The 21,160-nt window shown below is 64.4% G+C and carries 21 protein-coding genes; 9 read left to right on the top strand and 12 right to left on the bottom strand.

The window, feature by feature from the left end:
- Positions 1 to 94: 94 nt before the first annotated feature.
- From CSQ99_RS23955 to CSQ99_RS23935, 5 genes are all read right to left on the bottom strand, one after another.
- Positions 95 to 508 carry a cupredoxin domain-containing protein gene (locus CSQ99_RS23955; protein ID WP_099041495.1) on the bottom strand — a complete coding sequence of 138 codons (414 nt, stop codon included), beginning with the start codon at positions 506 to 508 and terminating at the stop codon, positions 95 to 97.
- Positions 509 to 594: 86 nt separating this feature from the next.
- Positions 595 to 990: a hypothetical protein gene (locus CSQ99_RS23950; RefSeq protein WP_099041531.1), complete on the bottom strand. Its 396-nt coding sequence runs from the start codon at positions 988 to 990 to the stop codon at positions 595 to 597.
- Positions 991 to 1,004: 14 nt separating this feature from the next.
- A complete protein-coding gene (locus tag CSQ99_RS23945) occupies positions 1,005 to 1,694 on the bottom strand; it encodes a YoaK family protein (RefSeq protein ID WP_099041494.1) in 690 nt (229 codons plus the stop codon).
- A 32-nt stretch (positions 1,695 to 1,726) separates the two neighbouring features.
- Positions 1,727 to 2,833, bottom strand: coding sequence for a glycosyltransferase (locus CSQ99_RS23940; RefSeq protein WP_099041493.1), 1,107 nt, complete (start codon positions 2,831 to 2,833; stop codon positions 1,727 to 1,729).
- Positions 2,834 to 2,924: 91 nt separating this feature from the next.
- Positions 2,925 to 3,836, bottom strand: coding sequence for a dienelactone hydrolase family protein (locus tag CSQ99_RS23935; RefSeq protein WP_099041529.1), 912 nt, complete (start codon positions 3,834 to 3,836; stop codon positions 2,925 to 2,927).
- 19 nt (positions 3,837 to 3,855) lie between these two features.
- Here CSQ99_RS23935 and CSQ99_RS23930 point away from each other — a divergent pair, with 19 nt between their 5' ends.
- From CSQ99_RS23930 to CSQ99_RS23920, 3 genes are all read left to right on the top strand, one after another.
- Positions 3,856 to 4,779 (top strand): SDR family oxidoreductase, encoded by a 924-nt coding sequence (locus CSQ99_RS23930; protein ID WP_099041492.1) that lies wholly within the window; start codon positions 3,856 to 3,858, stop codon positions 4,777 to 4,779.
- Positions 4,780 to 4,867: 88 nt separating this feature from the next.
- Positions 4,868 to 6,658 carry an N-acyl-D-amino-acid deacylase family protein gene (locus CSQ99_RS23925; RefSeq protein ID WP_176561194.1) on the top strand — a complete coding sequence of 597 codons (1,791 nt, stop codon included), beginning with the start codon at positions 4,868 to 4,870 and terminating at the stop codon, positions 6,656 to 6,658.
- A gap of 16 nt (positions 6,659 to 6,674) precedes the next feature.
- Positions 6,675 to 7,091 (top strand): nuclear transport factor 2 family protein, encoded by a 417-nt coding sequence (locus tag CSQ99_RS23920; protein ID WP_176561193.1) that lies wholly within the window; start codon positions 6,675 to 6,677, stop codon positions 7,089 to 7,091.
- Here the strand turns inward: CSQ99_RS23920 and CSQ99_RS23915 are convergent.
- From CSQ99_RS23915 to CSQ99_RS23895, 5 genes are all read right to left on the bottom strand, one after another.
- A complete protein-coding gene (locus tag CSQ99_RS23915) occupies positions 7,088 to 8,200 on the bottom strand; it encodes an amidohydrolase family protein (protein ID WP_099041490.1) in 1,113 nt (370 codons plus the stop codon). The genes CSQ99_RS23920 and CSQ99_RS23915 overlap by 4 nt on opposite strands.
- Entirely contained in the window at positions 8,197 to 9,558 is a 1,362-nt protein-coding gene (locus CSQ99_RS23910) for a type I glutamate--ammonia ligase (protein ID WP_099041489.1), read from the bottom strand. The genes CSQ99_RS23915 and CSQ99_RS23910 overlap by 4 nt, the downstream gene beginning before the upstream one ends.
- Positions 9,559 to 9,586: 28 nt before the next feature.
- Positions 9,587 to 10,069 carry a carboxymuconolactone decarboxylase family protein gene (locus tag CSQ99_RS23905; protein WP_099041488.1) on the bottom strand — a complete coding sequence of 161 codons (483 nt, stop codon included), beginning with the start codon at positions 10,067 to 10,069 and terminating at the stop codon, positions 9,587 to 9,589.
- Positions 10,070 to 10,152: 83 nt separating this feature from the next.
- Positions 10,153 to 11,634: a sugar transferase gene (locus CSQ99_RS23900; protein ID WP_099041487.1), complete on the bottom strand. Its 1,482-nt coding sequence runs from the start codon at positions 11,632 to 11,634 to the stop codon at positions 10,153 to 10,155.
- On the bottom strand, positions 11,631 to 12,296 hold the full coding sequence (locus tag CSQ99_RS23895) for a GAF domain-containing protein (protein WP_245909057.1): 666 nt from the start codon (positions 12,294 to 12,296) through the stop codon (positions 11,631 to 11,633). Before CSQ99_RS23895 ends, CSQ99_RS23900 begins: the two co-directional genes overlap by 4 nt.
- A 227-nt stretch (positions 12,297 to 12,523) precedes the next feature.
- Between CSQ99_RS23895 and CSQ99_RS23890 the strand changes: the two genes are divergently transcribed.
- Genes CSQ99_RS23890 through CSQ99_RS23875 form a run of 4 tightly spaced genes read left to right on the top strand, consistent with a single transcriptional unit; the run spans position 12,524 to position 17,279 of the window.
- A complete protein-coding gene (locus CSQ99_RS23890; RefSeq protein WP_099041486.1) occupies positions 12,524 to 12,859 on the top strand; it encodes an STAS domain-containing protein in 336 nt (111 codons plus the stop codon).
- Positions 12,852 to 13,253 (top strand): ATP-binding protein, encoded by a 402-nt coding sequence (locus tag CSQ99_RS23885; protein WP_099041485.1) that lies wholly within the window; start codon positions 12,852 to 12,854, stop codon positions 13,251 to 13,253. Before CSQ99_RS23890 ends, CSQ99_RS23885 begins: the two co-directional genes overlap by 8 nt.
- 19 nt (positions 13,254 to 13,272) lie before the next feature.
- Entirely contained in the window at positions 13,273 to 15,336 is a 2,064-nt protein-coding gene (locus tag CSQ99_RS23880; protein WP_245909056.1) for a SpoIIE family protein phosphatase, read from the top strand.
- On the top strand, positions 15,333 to 17,279 hold the full coding sequence (locus CSQ99_RS23875; RefSeq protein WP_099041484.1) for a CHASE3 domain-containing protein: 1,947 nt from the start codon (positions 15,333 to 15,335) through the stop codon (positions 17,277 to 17,279). The genes CSQ99_RS23880 and CSQ99_RS23875 overlap by 4 nt, the downstream gene beginning before the upstream one ends.
- A gap of 7 nt (positions 17,280 to 17,286) precedes the next feature.
- Here the strand turns inward: CSQ99_RS23875 and CSQ99_RS23870 are convergent, their stop codons facing one another.
- The gene (locus tag CSQ99_RS23870) at positions 17,287 to 19,341 is read right to left on the bottom strand and encodes an MDR family MFS transporter (RefSeq protein WP_099041483.1); all 2,055 of its coding nucleotides are present in this window, start codon (positions 19,339 to 19,341) and stop codon (positions 17,287 to 17,289) included.
- A 104-nt stretch (positions 19,342 to 19,445) separates the two neighbouring features.
- Complete coding sequence (bfr, locus tag CSQ99_RS23865; protein WP_099041526.1) at positions 19,446 to 19,931, bottom strand: bacterioferritin; 486 nt, start codon at positions 19,929 to 19,931, stop codon at positions 19,446 to 19,448.
- 243 nt (positions 19,932 to 20,174) lie between these two features.
- Here bfr and CSQ99_RS23860 point away from each other — a divergent pair, with 243 nt between their 5' ends.
- A complete protein-coding gene (locus CSQ99_RS23860; RefSeq protein WP_099041482.1) occupies positions 20,175 to 20,807 on the top strand; it encodes a fatty-acid--CoA ligase in 633 nt (210 codons plus the stop codon).
- A gap of 7 nt (positions 20,808 to 20,814) precedes the next feature.
- Positions 20,815 to 21,057 carry a (2Fe-2S)-binding protein gene (locus tag CSQ99_RS23855; RefSeq protein ID WP_099041481.1) on the top strand — a complete coding sequence of 81 codons (243 nt, stop codon included), beginning with the start codon at positions 20,815 to 20,817 and terminating at the stop codon, positions 21,055 to 21,057.
- Positions 21,058 to 21,160 lie beyond the last annotated feature (103 nt).

Genomic DNA, 21,160 nt, shown 5'->3' with positions numbered 1-21,160 from the left:
TCACGACGATTGACGAACCCGCTAATTGTGCGGATGCCCGTCTGCCCTTACGTCTAAACCGGGGCCGGGCCGTGGGGCCGAACGACGGCGAGCGCTATTCGACGATCAATGTGCCCTTCATCGAAGGGTGATACACGCAGTAGAAAGCGTATTCGCCCGGCTCTGTCGGCGCGGTGAGCGTGCCCTGCTCGCCGCCGTCAACGTGCACGTCGAATGTCCCTTCGGTCTGCGACGTCACCGAGTGCTCGGCGGAGTCTTCGTTTTTCAGCGTGATCGTCGCCCCCGGCGCGACGGTGATGGGGTCACCGAAACTCATGTTCGCCATGATGATTGTCGGGCCGGTGGCCTCCGCAGGGGCGGCAGAGGTTTCGCCCGTGGCGTCGGGGCTGGCGGTCGCGGTTGCGGTACCGGTGTCACCTTCTGAGGTGGTGTAGCTGGATTCGCTGCCACACGCCGCGATCGCGGCGGCCATGCAAACGGTCGCGCACAACAGCAAGAAATTCTTCATCGCCCCTCCGCAAGGTTGCGCTTCGAGAACACGATTATCGACCCGGTTGCAGTTCGAACAGGCCGTTTTCTCGGCAACGGTGCCGACTAGATCGTCGCGGTGAAAGGCCCGACCGGCGTGCACACCGGCTGTGGCGGATTCCCCGTGTTGGCGCATCCCTTACCGGTGGAGACGTACGTGGCGCCGGGCTGGTAGGGGGCATAGAAGACCTGCGCGGCCAGCATCCCGTTGTTCGACTCGCATTTGGGAGCGTCGGGGCTGCCCTGCCTTTGCAGGCAGGCCACCGACAGGAACGCGTTGGATCGCTCGCACGCGCCCGGTGAGATCGTGGCGGTGACCATCTGGGTGCCCGACACATCGACGACCTGGGGCGCCGACAGGTTGTAGGTGCATGTGGGCGGCGGTTCAGCCATGGCTACCGCGGCGGTTCCGGCGATGGGCAGCGTCGCTGCGGCGATGAGGAACATCAGCGACCGGACCATCCCTGGATCGTAGATCACCGCAGGTGATCCTCATCGATGATGAACAGAACCAGTGTCATGGCCAGGAACCCCGCGGGCAGCCAGATCGCCCGCACTCCCCAGGCCACGCTGGCGAATGAGCCCAGGAGGGCACCAAGTCCGAACACGCAGATCAGTGCGCCGTACACCCCGAACGCCCGTCGTGACTCCCGGTGTTTCTCGACGAATGCGTCGTACCCGGACTCCATCAACCGCATCAAGTTGCCCGTGGTTGCAACCGGCATGTAAGCCAGATCGCCGACGTTGCGGAACAGTCCGATCTGCATCGCGGCGAGAAAAGAGATCGGCACCGTGACATAGCCGTGCGGCACGCCGGCCGGGACGAATCCGATGATGCCCAACGCGACGGACTGCACCCCAATCGTCCAACGCAGCGCGTGCGGAAGGAAACGCTCGACACGACCGGACTTGATATGCGATGCGATCGCCATGCCCGTGACGAACGCCAGCAGCGGCCAGACGTGGTTGAGCGCCGCTGCCCACTTGCCCTCCGACGTGTCGATCGCACCGAAGATCACATTGGCGGTCTGCACGTTGGCGAACACGCCACCGCGGACGATGTAGGTGTGCGCGTCGAGGAATCCGTTGGCCAGCGTGAGCAGCAGGGCGAACCACAGAGTCCGCGTTCGCTCGATGTCCTGCGGGCCGGTCGGCGGGCCACCCATCCCGACAACTTAGCCCGGCTCTGCTTCGGCGCCTACCCCGCGCCAAGCGCGTCGAGCATGCCGGTAGCCGCGCGCGGCCAGGTGAACTGTTCCGCGCGGCGTCGTGCATCGTTGCGGCGCAAACGTTCTGGACGGCTGATGATGGAGGCCACCGCGTCCGCAATGGCGTCTGGATCGTTGTCCGCTGCGACGCCACTTTCGATGGTCAGGATCTCCGCGAGCGCAGAGGTACGCGAGACCACTGCGGGGGTGCCGCATGCGAGAGCTTCCAGAGCGGCCAGACCGAACGTCTCGTGCGGGCCGGGGGCCAGGGCGACGTCGGCGGTCGCGAGGATGGTGGCGACGGTGTCGCGACACCCGATGTAGCCGGTGAAGTCGACGGGCAGGCGCGCGGCCTGACGTTCGAGCCTTGCGCGCATCGGACCTTCGCCGACCACGACCAGTCGGGCATCCACGCCCGAGTCCCGCAGGGAGACAACGGTATCGACACTTCGGTGCGCATGCTTTTCCACCGACAGCCGTCCGCAGTGCACCAGCAGGGTCTGTTCAGGGCTCGCCCACCGTTGCCGAACCGAACTGGACCGCCTGCTGGGATGGAACTGGTCGAGGTCGACGCCGAGCGGCACCGTGACCACATTCGTGGCATGGATCCTGTCGAACTCTTCCCGGGCGAACGCCGTCGTGCACACCACGGTGTCGTAGCTCTCGGCGGTGCGGCGGTTGGCGGCGTCGGCGATCGAACGGGCTGCGCCGGCCGGAAGTATCTGCCCGACAAGGCGATCGAGGCGTTCATGGGAGATCATCGCGGTGACGACCTCGCGGCGACGGCCCCACTCGCCCAGCGACCGAAGTGTGAGCCGGTCAGACACCTCGAGGGCATCCGGCGCCAGCTGGGTCAGCAGTTCGGTGACAGGTCCTGGCAGCACAGCGCGATAGCCCCCGGTGAACGGGATGAGCCGCGCCGGCAGAGCGATCCGAACGACTCCCGATGGCAACGCATGCCATTCGGAAACCGCACCAGGTACCACCAAGAAGACTTCGTGACCCCTGGCGCAGTATTCCGCGCCCAGACGATCGACTGCCGTGCGCAGGCCCCCCGAACGCGGGCCGTAGAAGTTCGCGACCTGCACCACCCGCATGAGCTGAATTTGGCGTGGGCGCATGTGCGGTCAACAACGCGACACCAACGGGGAGCTGAATTGCGCGCGAATTCGGTCCTCGCGAGGACCGTCAGACGAGGTGCGCGGCGAACCAGTCCTGTACCCGGCGCCAGGCATCATCGGCGGCGGCCGCGTTGTACCGGTCGCCGGTGTCATTGAAGAACGCGTGGTTGGCATCCGGTTCGGTGACCAGTTCGAACACCAGGCCGGCCTTTTCCAGTGCGGCCCGCGCAACCGGCTCGGTGGCGTTGACGCGCTGGTCCTGAGAGGCGTAGATACCCAGCACTGCAACATCTTTGGAGCCTGCGAAGTCGGGATTGTCAGGCGTCGGACCGTAGAAGGGTACGGCGGCGGCCAGCCGGGACTCACCGGAGGCCAGCAATCGCCAGACGAAGCCGCCACCCATGCAGAAGCCGACCGCGGCGACCTTCTTGCCAGGTACGCGGCGCTGCAACTCCTCGATTCCCGATTTCAGATCCGCCAGGGCCTCCTCGGGCGGCAGCTTGCCCAATGCCGCCGTCGCCTCGGCGGGATCGCCGAACGTGCCCGTGCCGCCCTGCGCCGAAAGCAGATCGATCGCCAGCGCGGAGTAGCCGATACCGGCGAACCGTCCGGTCACCGAGCGGATGTAGTCGTTGAGGCCCTTGTTCTCGTGGATGACGAGGACTCCGCCGCGCGGATCGGCGGCCGGCGCCCACGCGGCCCGCAGTTCGCCGCGGGGTCCGGCCCACGTGACGGGTGTGGACGGGACAGTGTTCTCCGAGCCCGGCGGCGGCGCGCTCACCGTCGCGGGCTCGCTCGACGTGACGGGCGCGTTCGAGACCGGCTGCTTGTTCTCACCGCACGCCGCGATCAATGCGGTGGCGGCCGCGGTGCCGACGCCGAGCAATGCCAGCCGGCGCAGCGCTTCGCGTCTGGACAGCAACCCGTCAACGTGATCGGTGGCGATTTCTTCGGCGATATACCGCTGTAGAGGGGTCACATTCAGCGAGTATGCCCTCATGGGCTGGACTCCGGATAGAGATGCGCTGCGCGGTCGGGTGGCCGTAGTGGCCGGAGCGACGCGAGGTGCCGGGCGCGGCATCGCCGCAGCGCTCGGCGAGGCCGGAGCGACAGTCATTTGCACCGGCCGCAGCAGCGTGTCCGGCAACGAGCAGTCCGACTACGACCGCCCGGAAACGATCGAGGAGACCGCTGAACTCGTCACCCAACTCGGCGGCACCGGTATTGCCATGCAGGTCGACCACCTCGACATCGCCGCAGTGCGCCGTCTTGCCGACCGAATCGCCGACGAAAACGCCACGATCGACATCCTCGTCAACGACATCTGGGGTGCCGAGGTCCTCAAGGGCGGCCCGCCCCTGTGGAACCGGCCGATCTGGGAGCACGATCTCACCGACGGTCTGCGGATCCTGCGGTTAGGCATCGACACCCACCTGATCACGTCGCACTGCCTGCTGCCGCTGCTGGTCGGCAAGCCGGGCGGACTTCTCGTCGAAGTGACCGACGGTACAAAGAGTTTCAACGACGAGAATTACCGGTTGTCGGTGTTCTACGACCTGGCCAAGACAGCGGTGAACCGGCTCGCCTACAGCCACGGCCACGAACTGCAGGAGTTCGGTGCCACCGCGGTCGCCGTGACGCCAGGCTGGCTGCGGTCGGAGATGATGCTCGACAACTGGGGCGTCACCGAGGAGGACTGGCATGCCGCGCTGGACCCGCTGCGGTCCGACGGCCCCATCGCTCCCCCGGGCTTCGCCGCCTCGGAGACCCCGCGATACGTGGGTCGCGGTGTGGCCGCGATCGCCGCGGACACCCGCCGCGCACGGTTCAACCAGCAATCGGTCACGTCCGCCGAGCTCGCGCGCGAGTACGGCTTCACCGACCTCGACGGCCGCCAGCCTGACGGCTGGGCACCCGGATAGACGCAGCTCACACCGCCTAGTAGACAAAAATCGAAATCTGTTCACCAATTTCGTTGACACTCGCGGGTCGGGCCTGTTCTATGACCTGGTGACGTACGACACCATCATCACGAACGGCCGTTGGTTCGACGGGTCCGGCGCACCGTCAGCCGTGCGCAACATTGGCATCCGCAATGGTCACGTCGTTGCCATCACCACCGCCGACCTCGATCCCACGGACTGCCCTCGAGTCATCGACGCGACGGGCCAGTGGGTACTGCCCGGCATGCTCGACATCCACACCCACTACGACGTCGAGGTACTGGTCGGTCCGGCGCTGACCGAATCGCTCCGCCACGGCGTGACGACGGTGATGCTCGGATCCTGCTCGCTGTCCACCGTCCATGTCGGTGGTGCGGACGCGGGCGACATCTTCGGGCGCGTCGAGGCCATCCCCCGTGAACATGTGATCGGCGCGGTCGACGAGCACAAGACCTGGCGGAACTGCGAGGAGTACATCGCAGCGCTGGAGGCTCGACCGCTGGGACCCAACATCGCTGCGTTCATCGGGCACTCGGATATGCGGGCCGCGACCATGGGACTGGACCGTGCGACCCAGAAACGGCAGCGGCCGACCAGAAGTGAACAGGCCCAGATGGAGAAGTGGCTCGACGAGGCGCTCCGCGCAGGGTTCGTCGGAATGTCCTCTCAACAACTGCTTTTCGACAAGCTCGACGGCGACGTGTGCCGATCCCGCACGCTTCCCTCGACCTATGCCAAGCCGCGGGAATTGCGTCGCCTCAAGTCCAAGCTGCGCCGCGCGGGCCGGGTTCTGCAGTCCGGGCCCGACATCGAGAACCCACTGAGTCTCGGGTCGCAGCTTGCCCAGTCGCTCGGCATCTTCCGCAACCCACTGAAGACCAGCCTGCTTTCGGCCGCCGACGTCAAGAGCAACCCGTATGCGATCAAGCTGCTGGGGCCGCTGGCGCGATTGGTCAACCGCCTCGGCGGCAACTTCCGCTGGCAACACCTGCCGGTGCCGTTCGAGGTGTACGCAGACGGCATCGATCTCGTGGTCTTCGAAGAGTTCGGGGCGGGCGCGGCGGCGCTACATCTGCGCGACGAGGTCGAACGCAACGAGTTGCTGCGCGACGAGACGTATCGCCGGCAGTTCCGCAAGCAGTACGAGAGCAAGTTCGGGATGCGGGTGTGGCAGCGCGACTTCTTCGACGCCGAGATCGTCGCCTGCCCCGACGAGAGGGTGGTCGGCAAGTCGTTCGGCCAGGTGGGGCTTGATCGGGGCGGCCTGCATCCCGTCGACGCATTCCTCGACCTGGTGCTCGAGCACGGCACGGCGCTGCGCTGGCGCACCACGATCTCCAACCACCGGCCCGAAGTGCTCAAGAAGCTGGCCCGAGACCCCGGCATTCAGATGGGCTTCTCCGACGCCGGCGCCCACCTTCGTAACATGGCCTTCTACAACATGAACCTGCGACTGCTGCGCCATGTCCAGGAGGCACAGAAGGCCGGACGACCCTTCATGACCGCCGAGCAGGCCGTCCACCGCCTCACCGGTGAACTCGCCGACTGGTATCGCATCGACGCCGGCCATTTGCGCATCGGCGACCGCGCCGACATCGTCGTCATCGATCCCGAACGCCTGGACGAATCACTGGAGACCTATGCCGAGGCGCCGGTCGAGCAGTACGGCGGCCTGTCGCGGATGGTCAACCGCAACGACGAAACGGTGCGGGCGGTGTTCGTCGGCGGACGCGCGGTGTTCGTCGACGGTGAGTCGACCGACCTCGTCGGCGCCCAACGCACCGGCAGGTTCCTGCGGGCCGCGCACAAAGCGCCCGCCAACGCGATTCAAGAATCGGAGTTATCAAGTGTCAGTTGAGGATACGGTCCTGAGCATGTGGAAGGCCCTGTCGGATCGCGACTGGGAACTTCTGAAGACCTTCCTTTCGGAGGACTGCATCTACCTCGATGTGCCGGTGGGTCCCGCGGCAGCGGCCCGTGGGCCCGAAGATATCGTCAAGCGTCTGAAGATCGGCATCGCGCCGCTGGCCTCCTACGAGAACTTCACCGGATTGATGGTCGATAACGGCGTCGATGTGATGTACGAGCATCACGAGGAATGGCATTGGGCCACAGGCGAGTCCGCGGTCCTGAATTTCGTCTCGGTGCATAAGGTCCAGAACGGCAAGATCACCTTGTGGAAGGACTACTGGGACATGGGTGCGCTCGCCAACAGTGCACCGCCCACCTGGATGGAAGATTTCGCGAGCGCCGACATGTCGTGGGTCTTCGACGCCACGGGCTTGGTCTAGTCGAGCGCATAGATGCGCCGGGCGTTGCCCCGGGCAATAAGGTCGACGACGCGCATCGCGTCGGACTCGCTCCACTCGTCTGTATTGACGAACCCCTCCAACACCTCTCGGATTCCGTTGCGCCACAGTTGTGCTCCGAGGTAGTGCAGCTCTGCGGGGCCGAAGCCGTCGGAGGAGTACACGATCTTACGGAATGGCGCCATCTCCAGAAGGCGACCGATGAACGCCGCCGACCGGGCGCCGAGATGGTTGATGGCCAGGCCACCATCGAGATAGACGTTGTTGAATGCCTGCGCGAGATAGCCCGCCTCGCGCTCGTACGGATAACAGTGCAGCAGCATGATCGGCACGTCTTCAGAGTTGCGCAGGAAGTCCAAGAGGTACAGCGGGTTGGCGGTGCGCAGGTCGCAGTCCCGGTCGCCGAACCCGACGTGGAATTGCAGCGGTTTACCCAGTCGCAACCCCTGATAGAGGCCGAACCGCAGGAGAACACGGTCGGTGAGGCGGGACTCTCCACCGTCGCGCCACATCTTGGCGGCCTGCGATACTTCGGCGGCGCAGGGTTCGGACAAGTCACCGACGAACCCACCTCGGTACGCCAGAATCGACTTGGTCGCGACCGCGGTCGCCGCCCGCTCGTGCAGGATTGCAGTGAATGCCGAAGCGTAGTCCCCGGATGCGCGGACTGCCTGTTCGGCCACCGACTCGAGTCGGACGATCTCGTGCACCCGGCCCACTCTCAAAGCTTTCAGGTCATCCAGATCGGCTACGCCGGTGGCGAATCCGGTGTCCACCAGCCAGTCGCACACCTGCGCCGACGAAAGGAACAGCCGGGCGATATCGGTCTCGGTGTGTTCACCGCGCGCCCGCAAGTACGCATCTGCATCTGCGTGAGGCGGCAATCCCAGCAGTGGTGCGCAATGCGCGCGAACCGCGAATCCGAGTTGGGTGTCGAACGCCGAATCGAATTCGGCCAGTGGCTCGACGTTGGCCTCGTTGAGGCTGTTCTCGAACCGGCGCCGGTCGACCGGTCGCAGCTGGCAGCCGTGCACGTGGTGGTCGATCAGGGGCACGGTGTCGATGTGCTGAGACAGTGCCGACAACGTCATACACTCCAGGCCAGACGGAATTTCTCGGCTAGCTCGTCCGGTGGCAGATCGCCGTAGTTCTGCTGCTCGTAGCGCCGGACCGCAACGACGGCGTCAACGGCCTCGTCACCGAGAATGCCCCTCAGCGAGGAGGATTGATCGAGCGCGTCGAGCGCGTCGGCCTGGTCGCTCGGCAGCTCTGCGATTCCGGCCTCCTCGCGCTGAGCATCAGTCAACGAGGCGGGGTCGACGGTGACCTCGGTCGGCAGCTTCAGTTCGCGTTCGATGCCGTCGAGCGCCAAGCCGAGCATCGCAGCAGTCGCCAGGTATGGATTCGCCGACGGGTCGATGACCTTGACCTCGACGTTGGCGCCCTGCGGATTGCTTGGCCCGCCCATCAGGAACCGGACCGCCGCCTCCCGGTTTTCAGTACCCCAGCAGACGTATGCACCGGCCCAGTGGCCGGGCTGCATCCGCATTCCGGAGAGCACCGAGCCACACAGGATGCCCTGCGCTTCGGGCAGACCCGCCAGCAAACCGGCCACTGCCGACTCCCCCTCCGGTGTCATGCCCGCCGCGCCGGAGCCGCCCGAGAACAGCGGCACTTCACCGCGTGTCATCGAGAAGTGTTGGTGTGAACCCGATCCGACGCTGCCTGCGAACGGCACCGGCGAGAGGCTGACACGCAGCCCGTGCCGCCGCGCGACCCGGCCGATGATGATGCGCATCAGCACCAGTTCGTCGGCCGCTGCCACCGGTGACTGCGGGGACAACGAGATCTCGAACTGATTCCTGCCGTACTCGGGGTGGAACTGTTCGATCGTCACCCCCGAGTTCGTCGCGGCGGTGATGACATCCCGGACGAAACTTTCGAACTCCAGCACTCCGGCAAGTCCGTACTGCGCCCACATATGCGAGGGAAGCTCGCTGCCATCGGGTCCGACGAGCACGAACTCCATTTCATGCCCGACCACCGCGTCGATACCGGCATCCGACAGTCGTGCCTGCACCCGGCTCAGAGTGCCGCGGCCACAGTAGGGATCCGGCGAGCCGTCCTGATTGAAGAAAGCGCCGGGCGCCCAGCACAATCCGTCACCGAGAATGCGCAGGGCGCCAAGATCGATCCGGATTCGCTGGTCTCCCACCACGCCGATGGCATCACCGAACACGATGCCGGTCTGATCGATTGCGAAGACGTGGAAGACAGGGCTGGCCCCGAGGCCCGGCTCGGCGAACGTGCTCATCCGGCGCAATGGAATGGTCTTCGCGTGCGTGAGACCCGCCGGATTCACGACGGTGCCGATCAAGGTGGCGACACCGTCGGCTTCGAGTTGGGCGATGGCGGCTGCAGCGAGAGGTTTGGCGGCCCGCGACGTCATAGCGCCATTGTGCTCGGCGCCCCGGGAGTTACAGGGTGATCTTGCAGCTTTGACCGATATCGAGCGTCCGCAGCATCCGGCCCATGCCCAGCCACATCGCGCACGACAGCGCGAGGTCGGTCAGCAGCTCGTCGTCGAACTGCTCGCTGGCGCGCGCCCAGAAGTCCTCGTCGTCGCGCAGCGCGGTGTGGTCGCCGGCGAAGCGCTCGGCGAACTCTGCGGCGACACGCTCCTGCGCGCTGTAGCCGGGCCACGTCCGCCACTGCGCGGCGTGGTCATACAGGTCCTCGTCCACGCCGGCGGCGATGCCCTCGGAGTCGCGGGTGTTCTGGCACACCACGCATTCGTTGTCGAGCGCGATCACCATCCGCGCCAACTCGCGGACCCGCATCGGCAGGCGGTTCTTGTTGTAGACCGCGTGGGTGAATCCGGCCATTGCGACACCGATATCAGGGGATTTCGCCACCCAGGCCGCGGCGTCGTCGTCGGCGAAAGGTCCAATTCGGCTCATGACGGCATCGTACGCCGAATGACCCTTTAATTGGAACACGTTCTAGTTTTCTGGGGTGGCGGTCGGCGTGCGTCGGCCGATCCTCAGTCGGCACCCCGCACGACAGCCCCGACTGTCAGCAACAGAATCTTCAAGTCAAGCGCGAGTGACCAGTTCTCGATGTAGTAGTTGTCCCATTCGACCCGGTCCGCGATCGACGTTTGGCCGCGCAGGCCGTGCACTTGTGCCCAGCCCGTGATGCCGGCCTTCACGCGGTGACGTTCGCCGTAGCGGTGGATCTGGATTTCGAAGAACTCAACGAATTGCGGCCTTTCCGGACGCGGACCGACCAGGCTCATCTCGCCTTTGAGCACGTTGATCAGTTGGGGTAACTCATCCAGCGATGTTGACCGCATTATCTTGCCGATGCGCGTCCGCCTGTCGTCGCCTTCGACGCCGCCAGGGGCCGACCTCGACTTCAATTCGAACTCGGCGTCCGACGTTTCGGTCGCCCGCATGGTGCGGAACTTGAGGCACTGGAAGACCCGGCCGTCTCGTCCGATCCTGTCCTGACGGAAGAAAATGGGTCCCGGTGAGCTGAGGCGAACCAACACGACCAGAGATATGAGCAACGGGGAGATTACGAGCAGTCCCAGGGCCGCCGCGACGCGGTCGATGACGTGTTTGGCGTTGAACTGCCAGCCGTGCGGGTCGGCGCTCGGTAGGGACATCAGCGGCAGACCGCCGAGATGATCGACCGTCGCCCGCTCGGCGACTGCGTCGAACATGCGGGGCACTACCCACACCCGCGCCTTGTGCCGGTGCGCCACCCGAACAACCCGGGTCAGCGAGTCGTCGCGTACCTGCGAGAAGGCAATGAGCACCGCCCTTGCCCCGGTCCGCTCTATCGCTGCGCCGACAGACTCCGGGGGGCCGATGATCGGAATATCTGGGTTCGCAGCCGATCTCGCGTCTGAAGCTTCGTTGTCGAGCATGCCGATCGGTTTCAGGCCGTACTCGGGACGGGCCTGTAAGCGTTCGACGATCCGGTTCGCGACTTCGCCGCTTCCGATGATGAGGGTGGGAGCCATGAAGTGGCGATTCAGCCTCAACCGCTTCTGAATCCGCGAATGGAGAAAGCGCGATATCGGCATCAGGATGGCGGCACACAGCCACGTCTTCGAAACGACGGATCCGGAAAGGTGGGGCCCTTGGGCGAGGGTCGTGATACCCAGCACGAGAATGGCGGCAAGCGCGACGTTGGTCTCGATCGGCCCGACCTCGTCGATGAAGTTTCGGTTCAGTTTGTGTCGATACAGCGATTGCACGGCGAACAGCACGACCACAAAGGGCACAAACAGGGCGACGATCCATGACGACGGGGGAAGTTGTTCCGACACCGACCACCACAAACCGATGGCGACCGCCGCCGACGCAGAAAAGATATCGATGGACACGGCGATGACCGTGCCGATCCAGCCGACACGAATTAAACCGGCACGTGCGTTGTTCTTCTCGCGGGCACCGAGGTACTGCCGATCGCCACCTTCGTCGGCCACCGCCAGGACTGTCGCCGATTTCGTCATATCGGTCGGTGGAAAATCTTTGCGCTCGCAAGGTCGGCCATGTCCTGCAGAACGAGTATTTGACCCCCCGACCAATTGAGCGGGCGAGTATCCCAAGCGAAGAGCGAACCGACCGCATCGTCGTCGTCGCTGAAAATCGGAACGCCTGCGTACGCCCCAACCTCACCGCTGAGCACGAGCGGATGGTTGGCCAGCAATGGATGCACGGTCGCATCCTCGACGATGAACGGGATACCGCTGATAACCGTGAACTTGCCGATTGACGCGGCCGCCGTGCGCACCCTTGCGAATTCGATGTCAGCCACGTTGCACCCGATGAGCAACTCCCTGCTGTCGTCGAGCAGCGACACCGCCGCGAACGGGGTTGCGAGCGCCTCTGCCGTCAACACCGCGACACCATCGAGCGCGCCGCTCTGAGGCGTGTCCAGCAGTCCCGTGCCGTGCAGAGCAGCCAGCCGTGCGGGGTCACTCAATGAAAGCCGGATGATGGGTTCCAGCGCGTCGGGGTCGGTCGAAAGTTGTCGAATCAACAAATCGGCACCAGCGTCGTCCACCCCTACGCCGACGACAGTCGCTATCAGTCCTTCTTTGAGTTTTCGCTTTTCAGCATCAGAAATCCCCGTCGCAGCGTGCCCCCCGTCTGACGGCATTGCGTCATCCACGGGCCTCAGCCTAAGTCGCCGGGACTCTCCCGGGGGCGAAGAGTGAAATCTCCCCGCCACATCTTCCGGCCGATGTCGTGGATTCGACGCCGCGCCGGTGTGTTTTCGCGCTTTGATCCCAATACTTCGCGCACGTGGCAAGCTGAACCAGTGCTTTGTCTAGCCGTTGGTTCTGATCCTGGTTCGGACGGGTGCCAACGGCGGCTACGACGAAGAAGGGGGACGTGATGAGCGAATTTTCCACTCGCACAACGAAGTCGGGTGTTGTCGTGGTCCAGCCTACCGGGCGGCTGAACATGGTCGCCGCCCCGGCGCTACGAAAACAGCTCAACGACATCGTCGATGGTGGGGTGAGTCGAATCGTCGTCGATCTCAGCGCCACGGAGTTCATCGATTCATCGGGTTTGGGCGCGCTGATCGCGGCCCTGAAAATTGCTCGCAACGCGGGTGGCGACTTGCGCATCGCGGCTCCCACACAACAGGTTTGCACCGTGCTGGAGTTGAGCAACCTCGACCGGGTCCTACGTAGCCATGCTTCCGCGGACAGCGCCTTCGATGACTGAGTACGCGATGGAGGCCCTGACCGGTCCGGACACGCTGGCGGAGATCCAGCGAACGCTCGATCTGGCATGGGCGTCAGACGACGTGCCCGAGTACACCAGGATGTGCATCGAACTCGCGGTCAGCGAGATCGGTACGAACATCATCGCGTACTCGGGTGACGGGCAACCGGTGCGATTGCGCATGGTGGTCGACGTGCGGCCGGAAAACGTAGCCGTCATGTTCACCGACGATGGCCATGCTGCGCCCGTCGACCTGGCTCGGATATCCATGCCCGACGAGACCTCGGAGAGCGGCCGCGGATTGGCCCTCGCGCATCGCGTTCTCGACGAGCTGACCTACCGGCGCGATCAGCAGGGCAATCACTGGACGCTGACACGGCGCCGATCCGAATGAGCCCGCGTGGCAGCGGGTGATGGGCACCGCTGAGGCAGCTGACCCGGTCACCTCGACCCCTCGATTATCGCGAGCCGGCATTGCGACAGGCACACCGCGTTTCCACATAGCCAGGTGGCAGATTCCCGACGCCGTATTCATCATCGCGATGCTGCTCGCTTTGGCCGTTGCGACGGCGCTCTCCCTCAAACTCCAACCGTCGGGCCTGATGACGCCGCCATGGTGGCCGGCCTCGGGCATAGCTCTGGGCCTGGGCATCTGTTTTCGGCGACGTTATACCTGGATGCTTGCGCTGGCCGTTTCCGCCGTCACGTTCCCGATCTTGCTGTGGGCGGGACGGCCGGCGCCCCTCGCTGCCGCGTTGGTCGTGGCCGTCGCCGTCGAGATGGTGGTCGGCACAGTGCTCCTGCGCGGCCGCGAGGATCGCCGTCCGCGTTTGTTCACTCCGGGCGATCTGGCCAGGTTTCTGGCGATCGCTCTGGTCTCGACGACTCTCTACGGCCTGCTGGCCTCTGCCGCCTTCTATCTGTCCGGGAATCCGGCCGCGGCAGTGGAAACGCTCCAGACCGGTGTGCTCAAGCACGTTGCTGGAATGGCGCTTCTCACTCCGTTGCTCATGGCGCCGACCCACCGGAAACAGCAGGCAGGCTATGCCGAGACGGTAGGCCACGCCATCTGGACATTGGGAACCGCCACCGGTGTGTTCATTTTCAACCACACGCTGCTGCCGTTGGCGTTTCTGACTTTTCCGTCCTTGGTGGCCGCGACGCTTCGATTATCGACCCGGCAGCTGTCCCTCGTCCTCGTCGGAGTTGCGAGTATCGCATCGCACGGCAGCGTCATCGGTTTGGGCCCATTCGCATTCGATCAGATCGGTGGGGCGGCGGGTGTCGCCTTACTACAGGCCTATCAGTTGTCGATCGTGGCGGTCTTACTCACGCTGTCCCTTCTTGTGGGGTCCGAGCGGGAGATGTCATCGCGACTCCACGAGAGCGAGGAGTTGTTCCGCGAGGGCTTCAACGCGTCGGTCGCCGGCAAGCTGATGGTCATCCGCACAGCCACCCTGTGGATTGTCGAGCGCGCCAACCCTACGGCCCGGGATCTGCTGCCGGGGCTGCGAGAGGGAGTCAGGCGCCTCGGCGCCCTGATGGGTGAGGAAGCCGTCACCAGGCTTTCAGAAGCCGCCGATTCCCTCTCTGAAAACGCGCGTCTCATGTTGAAGCTGGCCGATGGCCGCAGCTTCGACGTGAGTATCGCAGTCATCAAGGAGCAGCCCGAAGAAACCCTGTTCACCCTGCACTTCCACGACGTCACCGAACCGGAGCGGCTACGCGAACTCGAGCAGGAGGAAAGGAATCGGGTCGTCGAGGTCCAGCGTGCACTGCTTCCCGGCGATCTCCCGGAGACCCCGGGCTGGACATTCGGCACGTCCATCACCCCGGCCAGACTGGTCGGCGGCGACTTCTACGACGTGCGCGTGCGCGAACCCTCCATCGTGCTCAGTCTTGGCGACGTCATGGGCAAGGGCATGGACGCGGGAATGCTCGCCGCCGCGACCCGCACCGCGCTACGGTCCCACGACCCCGATATGACCCCGGCGGCGGTCGTGACCAGTGCCGCGGACATCCTCGCAGGCGATCTGCGGCGCATTGACGCCTTCGTCACGCTCGCCTACGTTCAGGTCGACATCGACTCTGGCGACTTCCGATTCGCCGACGCGGGCCACGGCCTGCACTTTGTCGTCAGGACCAGATCTGGCCGGGTCGAACGGCTTTCGTCCGACGACATGCCCGTGGGATTGGGCAACCAGTGGCGGGAACTCTCGGATCGCCTCGCCCCGGGGGACATGATCCTGCTCGTCAGCGACGGGGTGCTCGACCTGTGGGGCGGTTCGCTGGACGGACTCGAGGACGCAATCGCGCAGTGCGCCAACGGCAACGGAACGAACCCCCAGGCGGTCGTCGACTACCTCTGTGCGAATGCGGGCGAGCTACTCGATGGCGACGACGTCACCGCGGTAGCCTTACGCCGTGCCGGGCACGCCGCGCACGAAACGCCCGAGACATCGAAGTCGCTCCGATGATTCCTGATACCCGGTCGGATGCCGGTGCCGCCATCTCCCGTTGGCGGCGCATCTACTCGCGTCTGACTGTGCAGGGTTGGTTGACGATCGTGTTGTGCGTGATGGGCGTGATCGTCATCGCCGGTTCTGCAGCCATCGCCGTGCTGCAATTCCGCACCGACACTGCTACCCGCCAGTTGGTGGACACCACTTCGCCTGCACGTTCCACCGCTTTCCAGTTGCAATCGGCACTGCGCGACCAGGAGACCGGCGTGCGCGGCTACGTCATCACCGGAGACCTGCGGTTCCTCGAGCCGTACTTCACCGGCCAACACGCCGAGCAGGCCGCCGCCGCTCGGCTGCGCGAACTCTTGAGTGACAACGACCACCTGCTGGCCGATCTCGACGCAATCGAAACAGCCGCTGTGCAATGGCGCACCAGTTACGCCCAACCCCTGATCACACGCGTGGCGCCCGGACAACCCCGTCCGCTCACCAACGCCGAGGCTGATCAGGGCAAGGCGCAATTCGATCGTCTGCGCGCACTGTTCGACACCCAAAATGCAGACCTCGATTCGGCAAGAACCGACGCCCGTGCTCAACTGCAGCGGGACCAGACGTCGCTGAACCAGGTGCTGACCGCCGTGTTGGTGGCGCTCGTGGGCACCGGGCTGGCGCTGGCTTTCTTGGTGCGCGGCGCAGTCACCCGACCAGTGGCCGCCGTCGCGGCGGCATGCCGACGTATCGCCAAGGGTGATTTCGCCGCGACGATCCCGGTCGAGGGACCCAGCGATATCCGGGGGATCGCACAGGATGCCGACGATATGCGGCGGCGCATCGTCGACGAGCTCGAGACATCGCAGGCAGCGCGAGCCGAGCTCTTCAAGAGCGAGGAGTTGTTCCGCAAGAGCTTCAATTCCTCGGTCGCCGGCAAGTTGCTGGTTGTCCGTACGCCTACCCAATGGATTGTCGAGCGCGCCAACCCTTCAGCACAGGACCTGCTGCCCGGGCTGGCCGAGGGAAGCGCGGACCTTGACCTGTTGATGGGTTCCGATGGCATGGCCGAGCTTTCGGCCGCCGCCGATTCGTTCGTTGATGACGACAATGCGCGGCTGACACTGCAGCTGGCCGACGGCCGCAGTCTCGAAGTGAGTATCGCTGTCATCGGCGAGAAGCCCGAGGGAACCCAGTTCGTCCTGCACTTCCACGACGTCACCGAATCGGAGCGGCTACGTCAGCTCGAGCAGGCGGAGATGGACCGGGCCGTCGAGGTTCAGCGGGCGCTGGTGCCCGGCACCTTGCCCGCGACCCCAGGTTGGACCTTCGGCACGTTCACCAGCCCTGCCCGACAGGTCGGCGGGGACTTCTATGACGTGCGCGTGCATCAACCTTCCATCGTGCTGAGCCTCGGCGACGTCATGGGCAAGGGAATGGACGCGGGAATGCTCGCTGCGGCAACCCGAACGGCGCTGCGCGCCAACGATCCCGCGGCGACTCCGTCAGTGGTAGTCAACGGTGCTGCGGGCATCCTCGAGGGCGATCTGCGCCGGATCAGCGCATTCGTCACACTCGCCTATGTGCGGGTCGACATGGACTCTGGCAATTTCCGATTCGCAGATGCGGGCCACGGCTTGCACTTTGTCATCCGCCCCCGTTCCGGCCGGATTGAACGCCTGTCGTCCGACGACATGCCCGTGGGATTGGGCAACCACTGGCAAGAACACTCCGACCGCTTGGCCCCCGGGGACATGATCCTGCTCGTCAGCGACGGGGTGCTCGACCTGTGGGGCGGTTCGCTGGACGGACTCGAGGACGCAATCGCGCAGTGCGCCAACGGCAACGGAACGAACCCCCAGGCGGTCGTCGACTACCTGTGTGCAGATGCGGGCGCATTGCTCGATGGCGACGACGTCACCGCGGTAGCCCTGCGCCGTAACGGGATGAGCCAGGCGCACACAAACTAGTCGCGCGTCAGCCTGCGTCGGCCAGTTCGCTTCGGTCTTCCGTCCAGTTCCGCTGCACCAGCATCCGATGCACGATGCGCTCGAGCGCAGCCTCCACCTGATCGCGATCTGGTCGCCCCTCGAACGAGGACGACATGGCCAATTTGTCGACGATGCGACCGACGATGAGCGCGGATATCGCGTCGACCTGCTTCATTCCGGCCTGCGTCAGCCACAGCCTGCCCGCTGTCCCCAGCACGAGTCCGTCGTGGATCAGTGCCTCGAAGGCGGGCGCGATGACCTCGTGGGGCACCCGCAGGCGTTCGGCGATGTCGGTGAGGGTGGCCGTGCCGAAGACCTGGTTCTGTCGGTAGACCTGCAGCAGCGCCCACATCTGGGTGACGTCGAGGTTGCACCCGGGAAGTTGGGCGAGACTGCGCAGCCGGATCTCGGGTGAGTCGCGGAAGAGCCGCCCGATGGCCACTTCGAGGATCTGTTCGGGCGACTCGGTGCTCGGCATACCGAAGCCCTCACCGAGGTCGGTCGCCGATGCGGTCTCGATTTCGCGCAGTCGCACCTCCTTGAGGAAGAGCGAGACCACAAAGCCGACGATTGCGACGGGCACCCCGCACAGGAACACGGTGCCCAGTGAGTCCGCATAGGCGTCGACGATCGGTGCAGCCATCTCCGGTGAAAGCGCGTGCAGTGCCTGCGGGGAATCCGCTGCCCTGGCGGGGGCCCCGCTTGCGACCAGCGCCGCCGGGATGCGGCCGGCGAGGAAGTTGGCGAACAGCGAGCCGAAGATCGCTGCACCGAAAGAACTTCCGATGGTCCGGAAGAATGTGACGCCGGAGGTTGCCACGCCGAGGTCGGCGAAGCTGGAGGTGTTCTGGACGACCAGAATCAAGACCTGCATGCACAAGCCGATGCCCGCGCCAAGGATGAACAGAGACACCGACTGTTGCCAGATCGGCGTTGCCGCGCCCATCTGTGACAACAGTGCGAAGCCCACCGCCATGGTGGCGGTGCCGACGACGGGGAACACCTTGTAGCGGCCGGTGCGGCCGACGATGCTTCCGCTACCGATGGAGGTGATGAGCATTCCCGCCACCATCGGCAAGGTGCGCATGCCCGATTCGGTCGCGGACACACCGTTGACGAACTGCATGAACGTGGGCAGGAACGTCAGCGCACCCAGCATCGCGAAGCCGACGATGAACCCGAGAATGCAGCACACCGTGAAGACCGGGTTCGAGAACAGCCGGATCGGCAGAATCGGCTCCGCCACACGGGATTCCACCCACACGAACATCGCAAGCGCCAGGACGGAACCTACGAACAGGCCGATGATCACCGGCGACGACCACGCGTACGTGCTCCCGCCCCAGCTGGTAGCCAACGTCAGCCCCGAAGCGGCCACACCGATGAACAGGATGCCCGCGTAGTCGATCACCGGCTTCGCGGCCTTGGCCAACGACGGGATGGCCAGCGTTCCGACCACGATCACCAGGAGCGCGATCGGGACGTTGATCCAGAACGCCCATCGCCAGGTGAGGTGATCGGTGAAGAACCCGCCGAGTAGCGGACCGATGACCGTGGTGACTCCGAAAACGGCACCGAGCGCGCCCTGATAGCGGCCTCGTTCGCGCAAGGGGATGACTTCGCCGATGACAGCCATCGCCGTCACCATCATCGCACCGCCCCCGATGCCCTGAAATGTCCGCGACGCCACCAGCATCGTCATCGAGCCCGCCAGCCCACACAGGACAGACCCCGCGAGGAAGAACAGGACCGCGACCTGGAAGACGGCCTTGCGGCCAAACAGATCCCCGAGCTTCCCGACGATTGCGGTGACGATCGTGGAGGCCAGCAGGTAACTCGTCACGACCCACGACTGGTGGCCCGCTCCCCCGAGGTCAGCGACGACGGTCGGCAGGGCGGTGGCGACGATGGTCTGATCCAGCGCGGCCATCAACATGCCGAGCAGCACCGCACCGAAGATGATGTTGCGGCGCTGCGGGCTGATCAGCGCGCTGGGAGATTCACAATCCGCGACAGCCGCGTCCGTTCGCGTGTTCGCCATACCTGCCTTCCTTTGGTGGCGTGCCCATCAGACCTATCGTTAGATAGGCTATGAAAGTTACGCCACCGAGGAAGACCCGATGAACGAACGTGTGTGAAATTCGGTTAGGCGCTGGTTGGCGGCCTTGACACGCACTGAGCCGAATACAACTCGACGCCGAGCTTGTTCATCAGCTCGAGCTGGGTCTCGAGGTAGTCGATGTGCTCCTCCTCGTTGGCGAGGATGCCCTCCAAAAGGTTCGCCGAGGTGGCGTCCTCCTTCTCGCGGCACATGATGATCCCCGGCCTCAGCCGGCCGACCACCTCGTATTCGATCGCCAGGTCCGCCTCGAATTGCTCGCGCAGCGTCTGGCCAATCCGCAGGGAGAATAGCCGCTGATAGTTCGGCAGGCCGTCGAGCAGCAGAATTCGGTCGGTAATCGACTCCGCATGCTGCATTTCTTCGAACGACTCTTTGCGCGTGTATTCAGCCAGTTCGGTGAATCCCCAATTGGCCTGCATCTTGGAATGCAGGAAATACTGGTTAATGGCCGTGAGTTCGCTCGTCAGCTGCTCGTTGAGCAATTTCAGAACGTCGGGATCCCCTTGCATCATCGCTCCTAAGCAACTTGAGGGCTGTCAGTTGTCGCCGTCGGTAGTGCAGTACCCAACATAGTGCAGAAAATGCCTGCCGGCCCACCTTTTTTGTTGCGCGGAGCGGCGTTTCGGGCCGATCGCGATCGATTGGGGTAACCGCGGGGCGCAGATCAGGAACCTAGTCTGGACTGCCTAGGCTAAGTAAGGTTAGACTGCGCTAACGCTTGCAAGCCTCGCCTAAAGGACAGGGAATAGGGAATGAGTGATTTCGATTTGCACTCACTTATTCTCGCCTGTGATTACCGCGTCGACGACGTCGACCGCATGTGGAAATGGCTTAAAGGGCATTCCGATGGACTTGCTTCCATCGGGGCCCACCACGTAGTCCTTTATACGTCGATTTGGGAACCGCACCGCGTATTGGTGACAATCGGTATTCGGCATGTTCGTTCGATGCGCGACGTGCTGCGGTCCTCCGCAATTTTTGAGTGGTTCAATATTTCGGGCGCCGATGACATTCCACCGATATTCGGTGGCGAGGTAGTCGAGAAGATCGACCTGTATCCGCCCTCGGCCGACGAGCATGTCGGGCGCGTCGTCGTCGGCGTCATGTCCTCGGTCGAGGACGTATCTGCACTGATGGTCAAGTTGCACGACGGAATCGAGCGCTTCAAGCGCGGCGGGGTTCGCAAGATCTGGGTCTATCGTGCACTCGACGACGGGCAGGAAGTGATGATCCTGCAGGAAATCGAGGACGAGGACGCTGCCCGGCATTGGATCGAACACCCGGATGCCGCCGCGGAGTGGATGTCGAATGCTGGCCTCGGCCCTTACCCCACCCATTTCGTGGGCAGGTTCGCCCACCTCATGAGCATCGACGAGCCGAGCTGAGCCGCCGATGTTCGTCTGTCTGTGCATGGGAGTGACGAGTCACGACGTCGACAAGGTCGTGGCCAACGGCGCCTGCACCTCGAAACAGATCACCGAAGCCTGCGGCGCAGGCGGTGACTGCGGGCGGTGCCGACGTACTCTGCGCGCCATCATCGACACCCATCACGACGCCGCCGGCTGTCCCTCAAAGAACAACTGTACGAAGAAATCCGTGACGACCGACCGGCTAGACGGTATGGGGGCGACTTGAGGCCGAAGGCCTCGGGCTGCAATTGGACGTGGGTTGCCGGTGACGAGTGAACACTCGCACCGGTAGAGCCACAGTTGCAGATCAGGAGGCCTCCGGTGAGTTT

It is taken from the genome of Mycobacterium neglectum (genome assembly GCF_002591975.1).
Taxonomy (GTDB): domain Bacteria; phylum Actinomycetota; class Actinomycetes; order Mycobacteriales; family Mycobacteriaceae; genus Mycobacterium; species Mycobacterium neglectum.
Note: the sequence above shows the minus strand (reverse complement) of the source record. Positions and strands in the feature narration are given on the sequence as shown.

What these genes read in the sequence shown, in the direction of transcription:
- CSQ99_RS23940 (WP_099041493.1), bottom strand. Translation starts at nt 2,833, where the DNA reads ATGCGGGTGGTGCAGGTCGCGAACTTCTACGGCCCGCGTTCGGGGGGC.
- CSQ99_RS23860 (WP_099041482.1), top strand. Translation starts at nt 20,175, where the DNA reads ATGAGTGATTTCGATTTGCACTCACTTATTCTCGCCTGTGATTACCGC.
- CSQ99_RS23870 (WP_099041483.1), bottom strand. Translation starts at nt 19,341, where the DNA reads ATGGCGAACACGCGAACGGACGCGGCTGTCGCGGATTGTGAATCTCCC.
- CSQ99_RS23955 (WP_099041495.1), bottom strand. Translation starts at nt 508, where the DNA reads ATGAAGAATTTCTTGCTGTTGTGCGCGACCGTTTGCATGGCCGCCGCG.
- CSQ99_RS23900 (WP_099041487.1), bottom strand. Translation starts at nt 11,634, where the DNA reads ATGACGAAATCGGCGACAGTCCTGGCGGTGGCCGACGAAGGTGGCGAT.
- CSQ99_RS23855 (WP_099041481.1), top strand. Translation starts at nt 20,815, where the DNA reads ATGTTCGTCTGTCTGTGCATGGGAGTGACGAGTCACGACGTCGACAAG.
- CSQ99_RS23890 (WP_099041486.1), top strand. Translation starts at nt 12,524, where the DNA reads ATGAGCGAATTTTCCACTCGCACAACGAAGTCGGGTGTTGTCGTGGTC.
- CSQ99_RS23945 (WP_099041494.1), bottom strand. Translation starts at nt 1,694, where the DNA reads ATGGGTGGCCCGCCGACCGGCCCGCAGGACATCGAGCGAACGCGGACT.
- CSQ99_RS23950 (WP_099041531.1), bottom strand. Translation starts at nt 990, where the DNA reads ATGGTCCGGTCGCTGATGTTCCTCATCGCCGCAGCGACGCTGCCCATC.
- CSQ99_RS23880 (WP_245909056.1), top strand. Translation starts at nt 13,273, where the DNA reads ATGGGCACCGCTGAGGCAGCTGACCCGGTCACCTCGACCCCTCGATTA.
- CSQ99_RS23910 (WP_099041489.1), bottom strand. Translation starts at nt 9,558, where the DNA reads ATGACGTCGCGGGCCGCCAAACCTCTCGCTGCAGCCGCCATCGCCCAA.
- CSQ99_RS23920 (WP_176561193.1), top strand. Translation starts at nt 6,675, where the DNA reads ATGTGGAAGGCCCTGTCGGATCGCGACTGGGAACTTCTGAAGACCTTC.
- CSQ99_RS23915 (WP_099041490.1), bottom strand. Translation starts at nt 8,200, where the DNA reads ATGACGTTGTCGGCACTGTCTCAGCACATCGACACCGTGCCCCTGATC.
- CSQ99_RS23885 (WP_099041485.1), top strand. Translation starts at nt 12,852, where the DNA reads ATGACTGAGTACGCGATGGAGGCCCTGACCGGTCCGGACACGCTGGCG.
- bfr (WP_099041526.1), bottom strand. Translation starts at nt 19,931, where the DNA reads ATGCAAGGGGATCCCGACGTTCTGAAATTGCTCAACGAGCAGCTGACG.
- CSQ99_RS23875 (WP_099041484.1), top strand. Translation starts at nt 15,333, where the DNA reads ATGATTCCTGATACCCGGTCGGATGCCGGTGCCGCCATCTCCCGTTGG.
- CSQ99_RS23930 (WP_099041492.1), top strand. Translation starts at nt 3,856, where the DNA reads ATGGGCTGGACTCCGGATAGAGATGCGCTGCGCGGTCGGGTGGCCGTA.
- CSQ99_RS23905 (WP_099041488.1), bottom strand. Translation starts at nt 10,069, where the DNA reads ATGAGCCGAATTGGACCTTTCGCCGACGACGACGCCGCGGCCTGGGTG.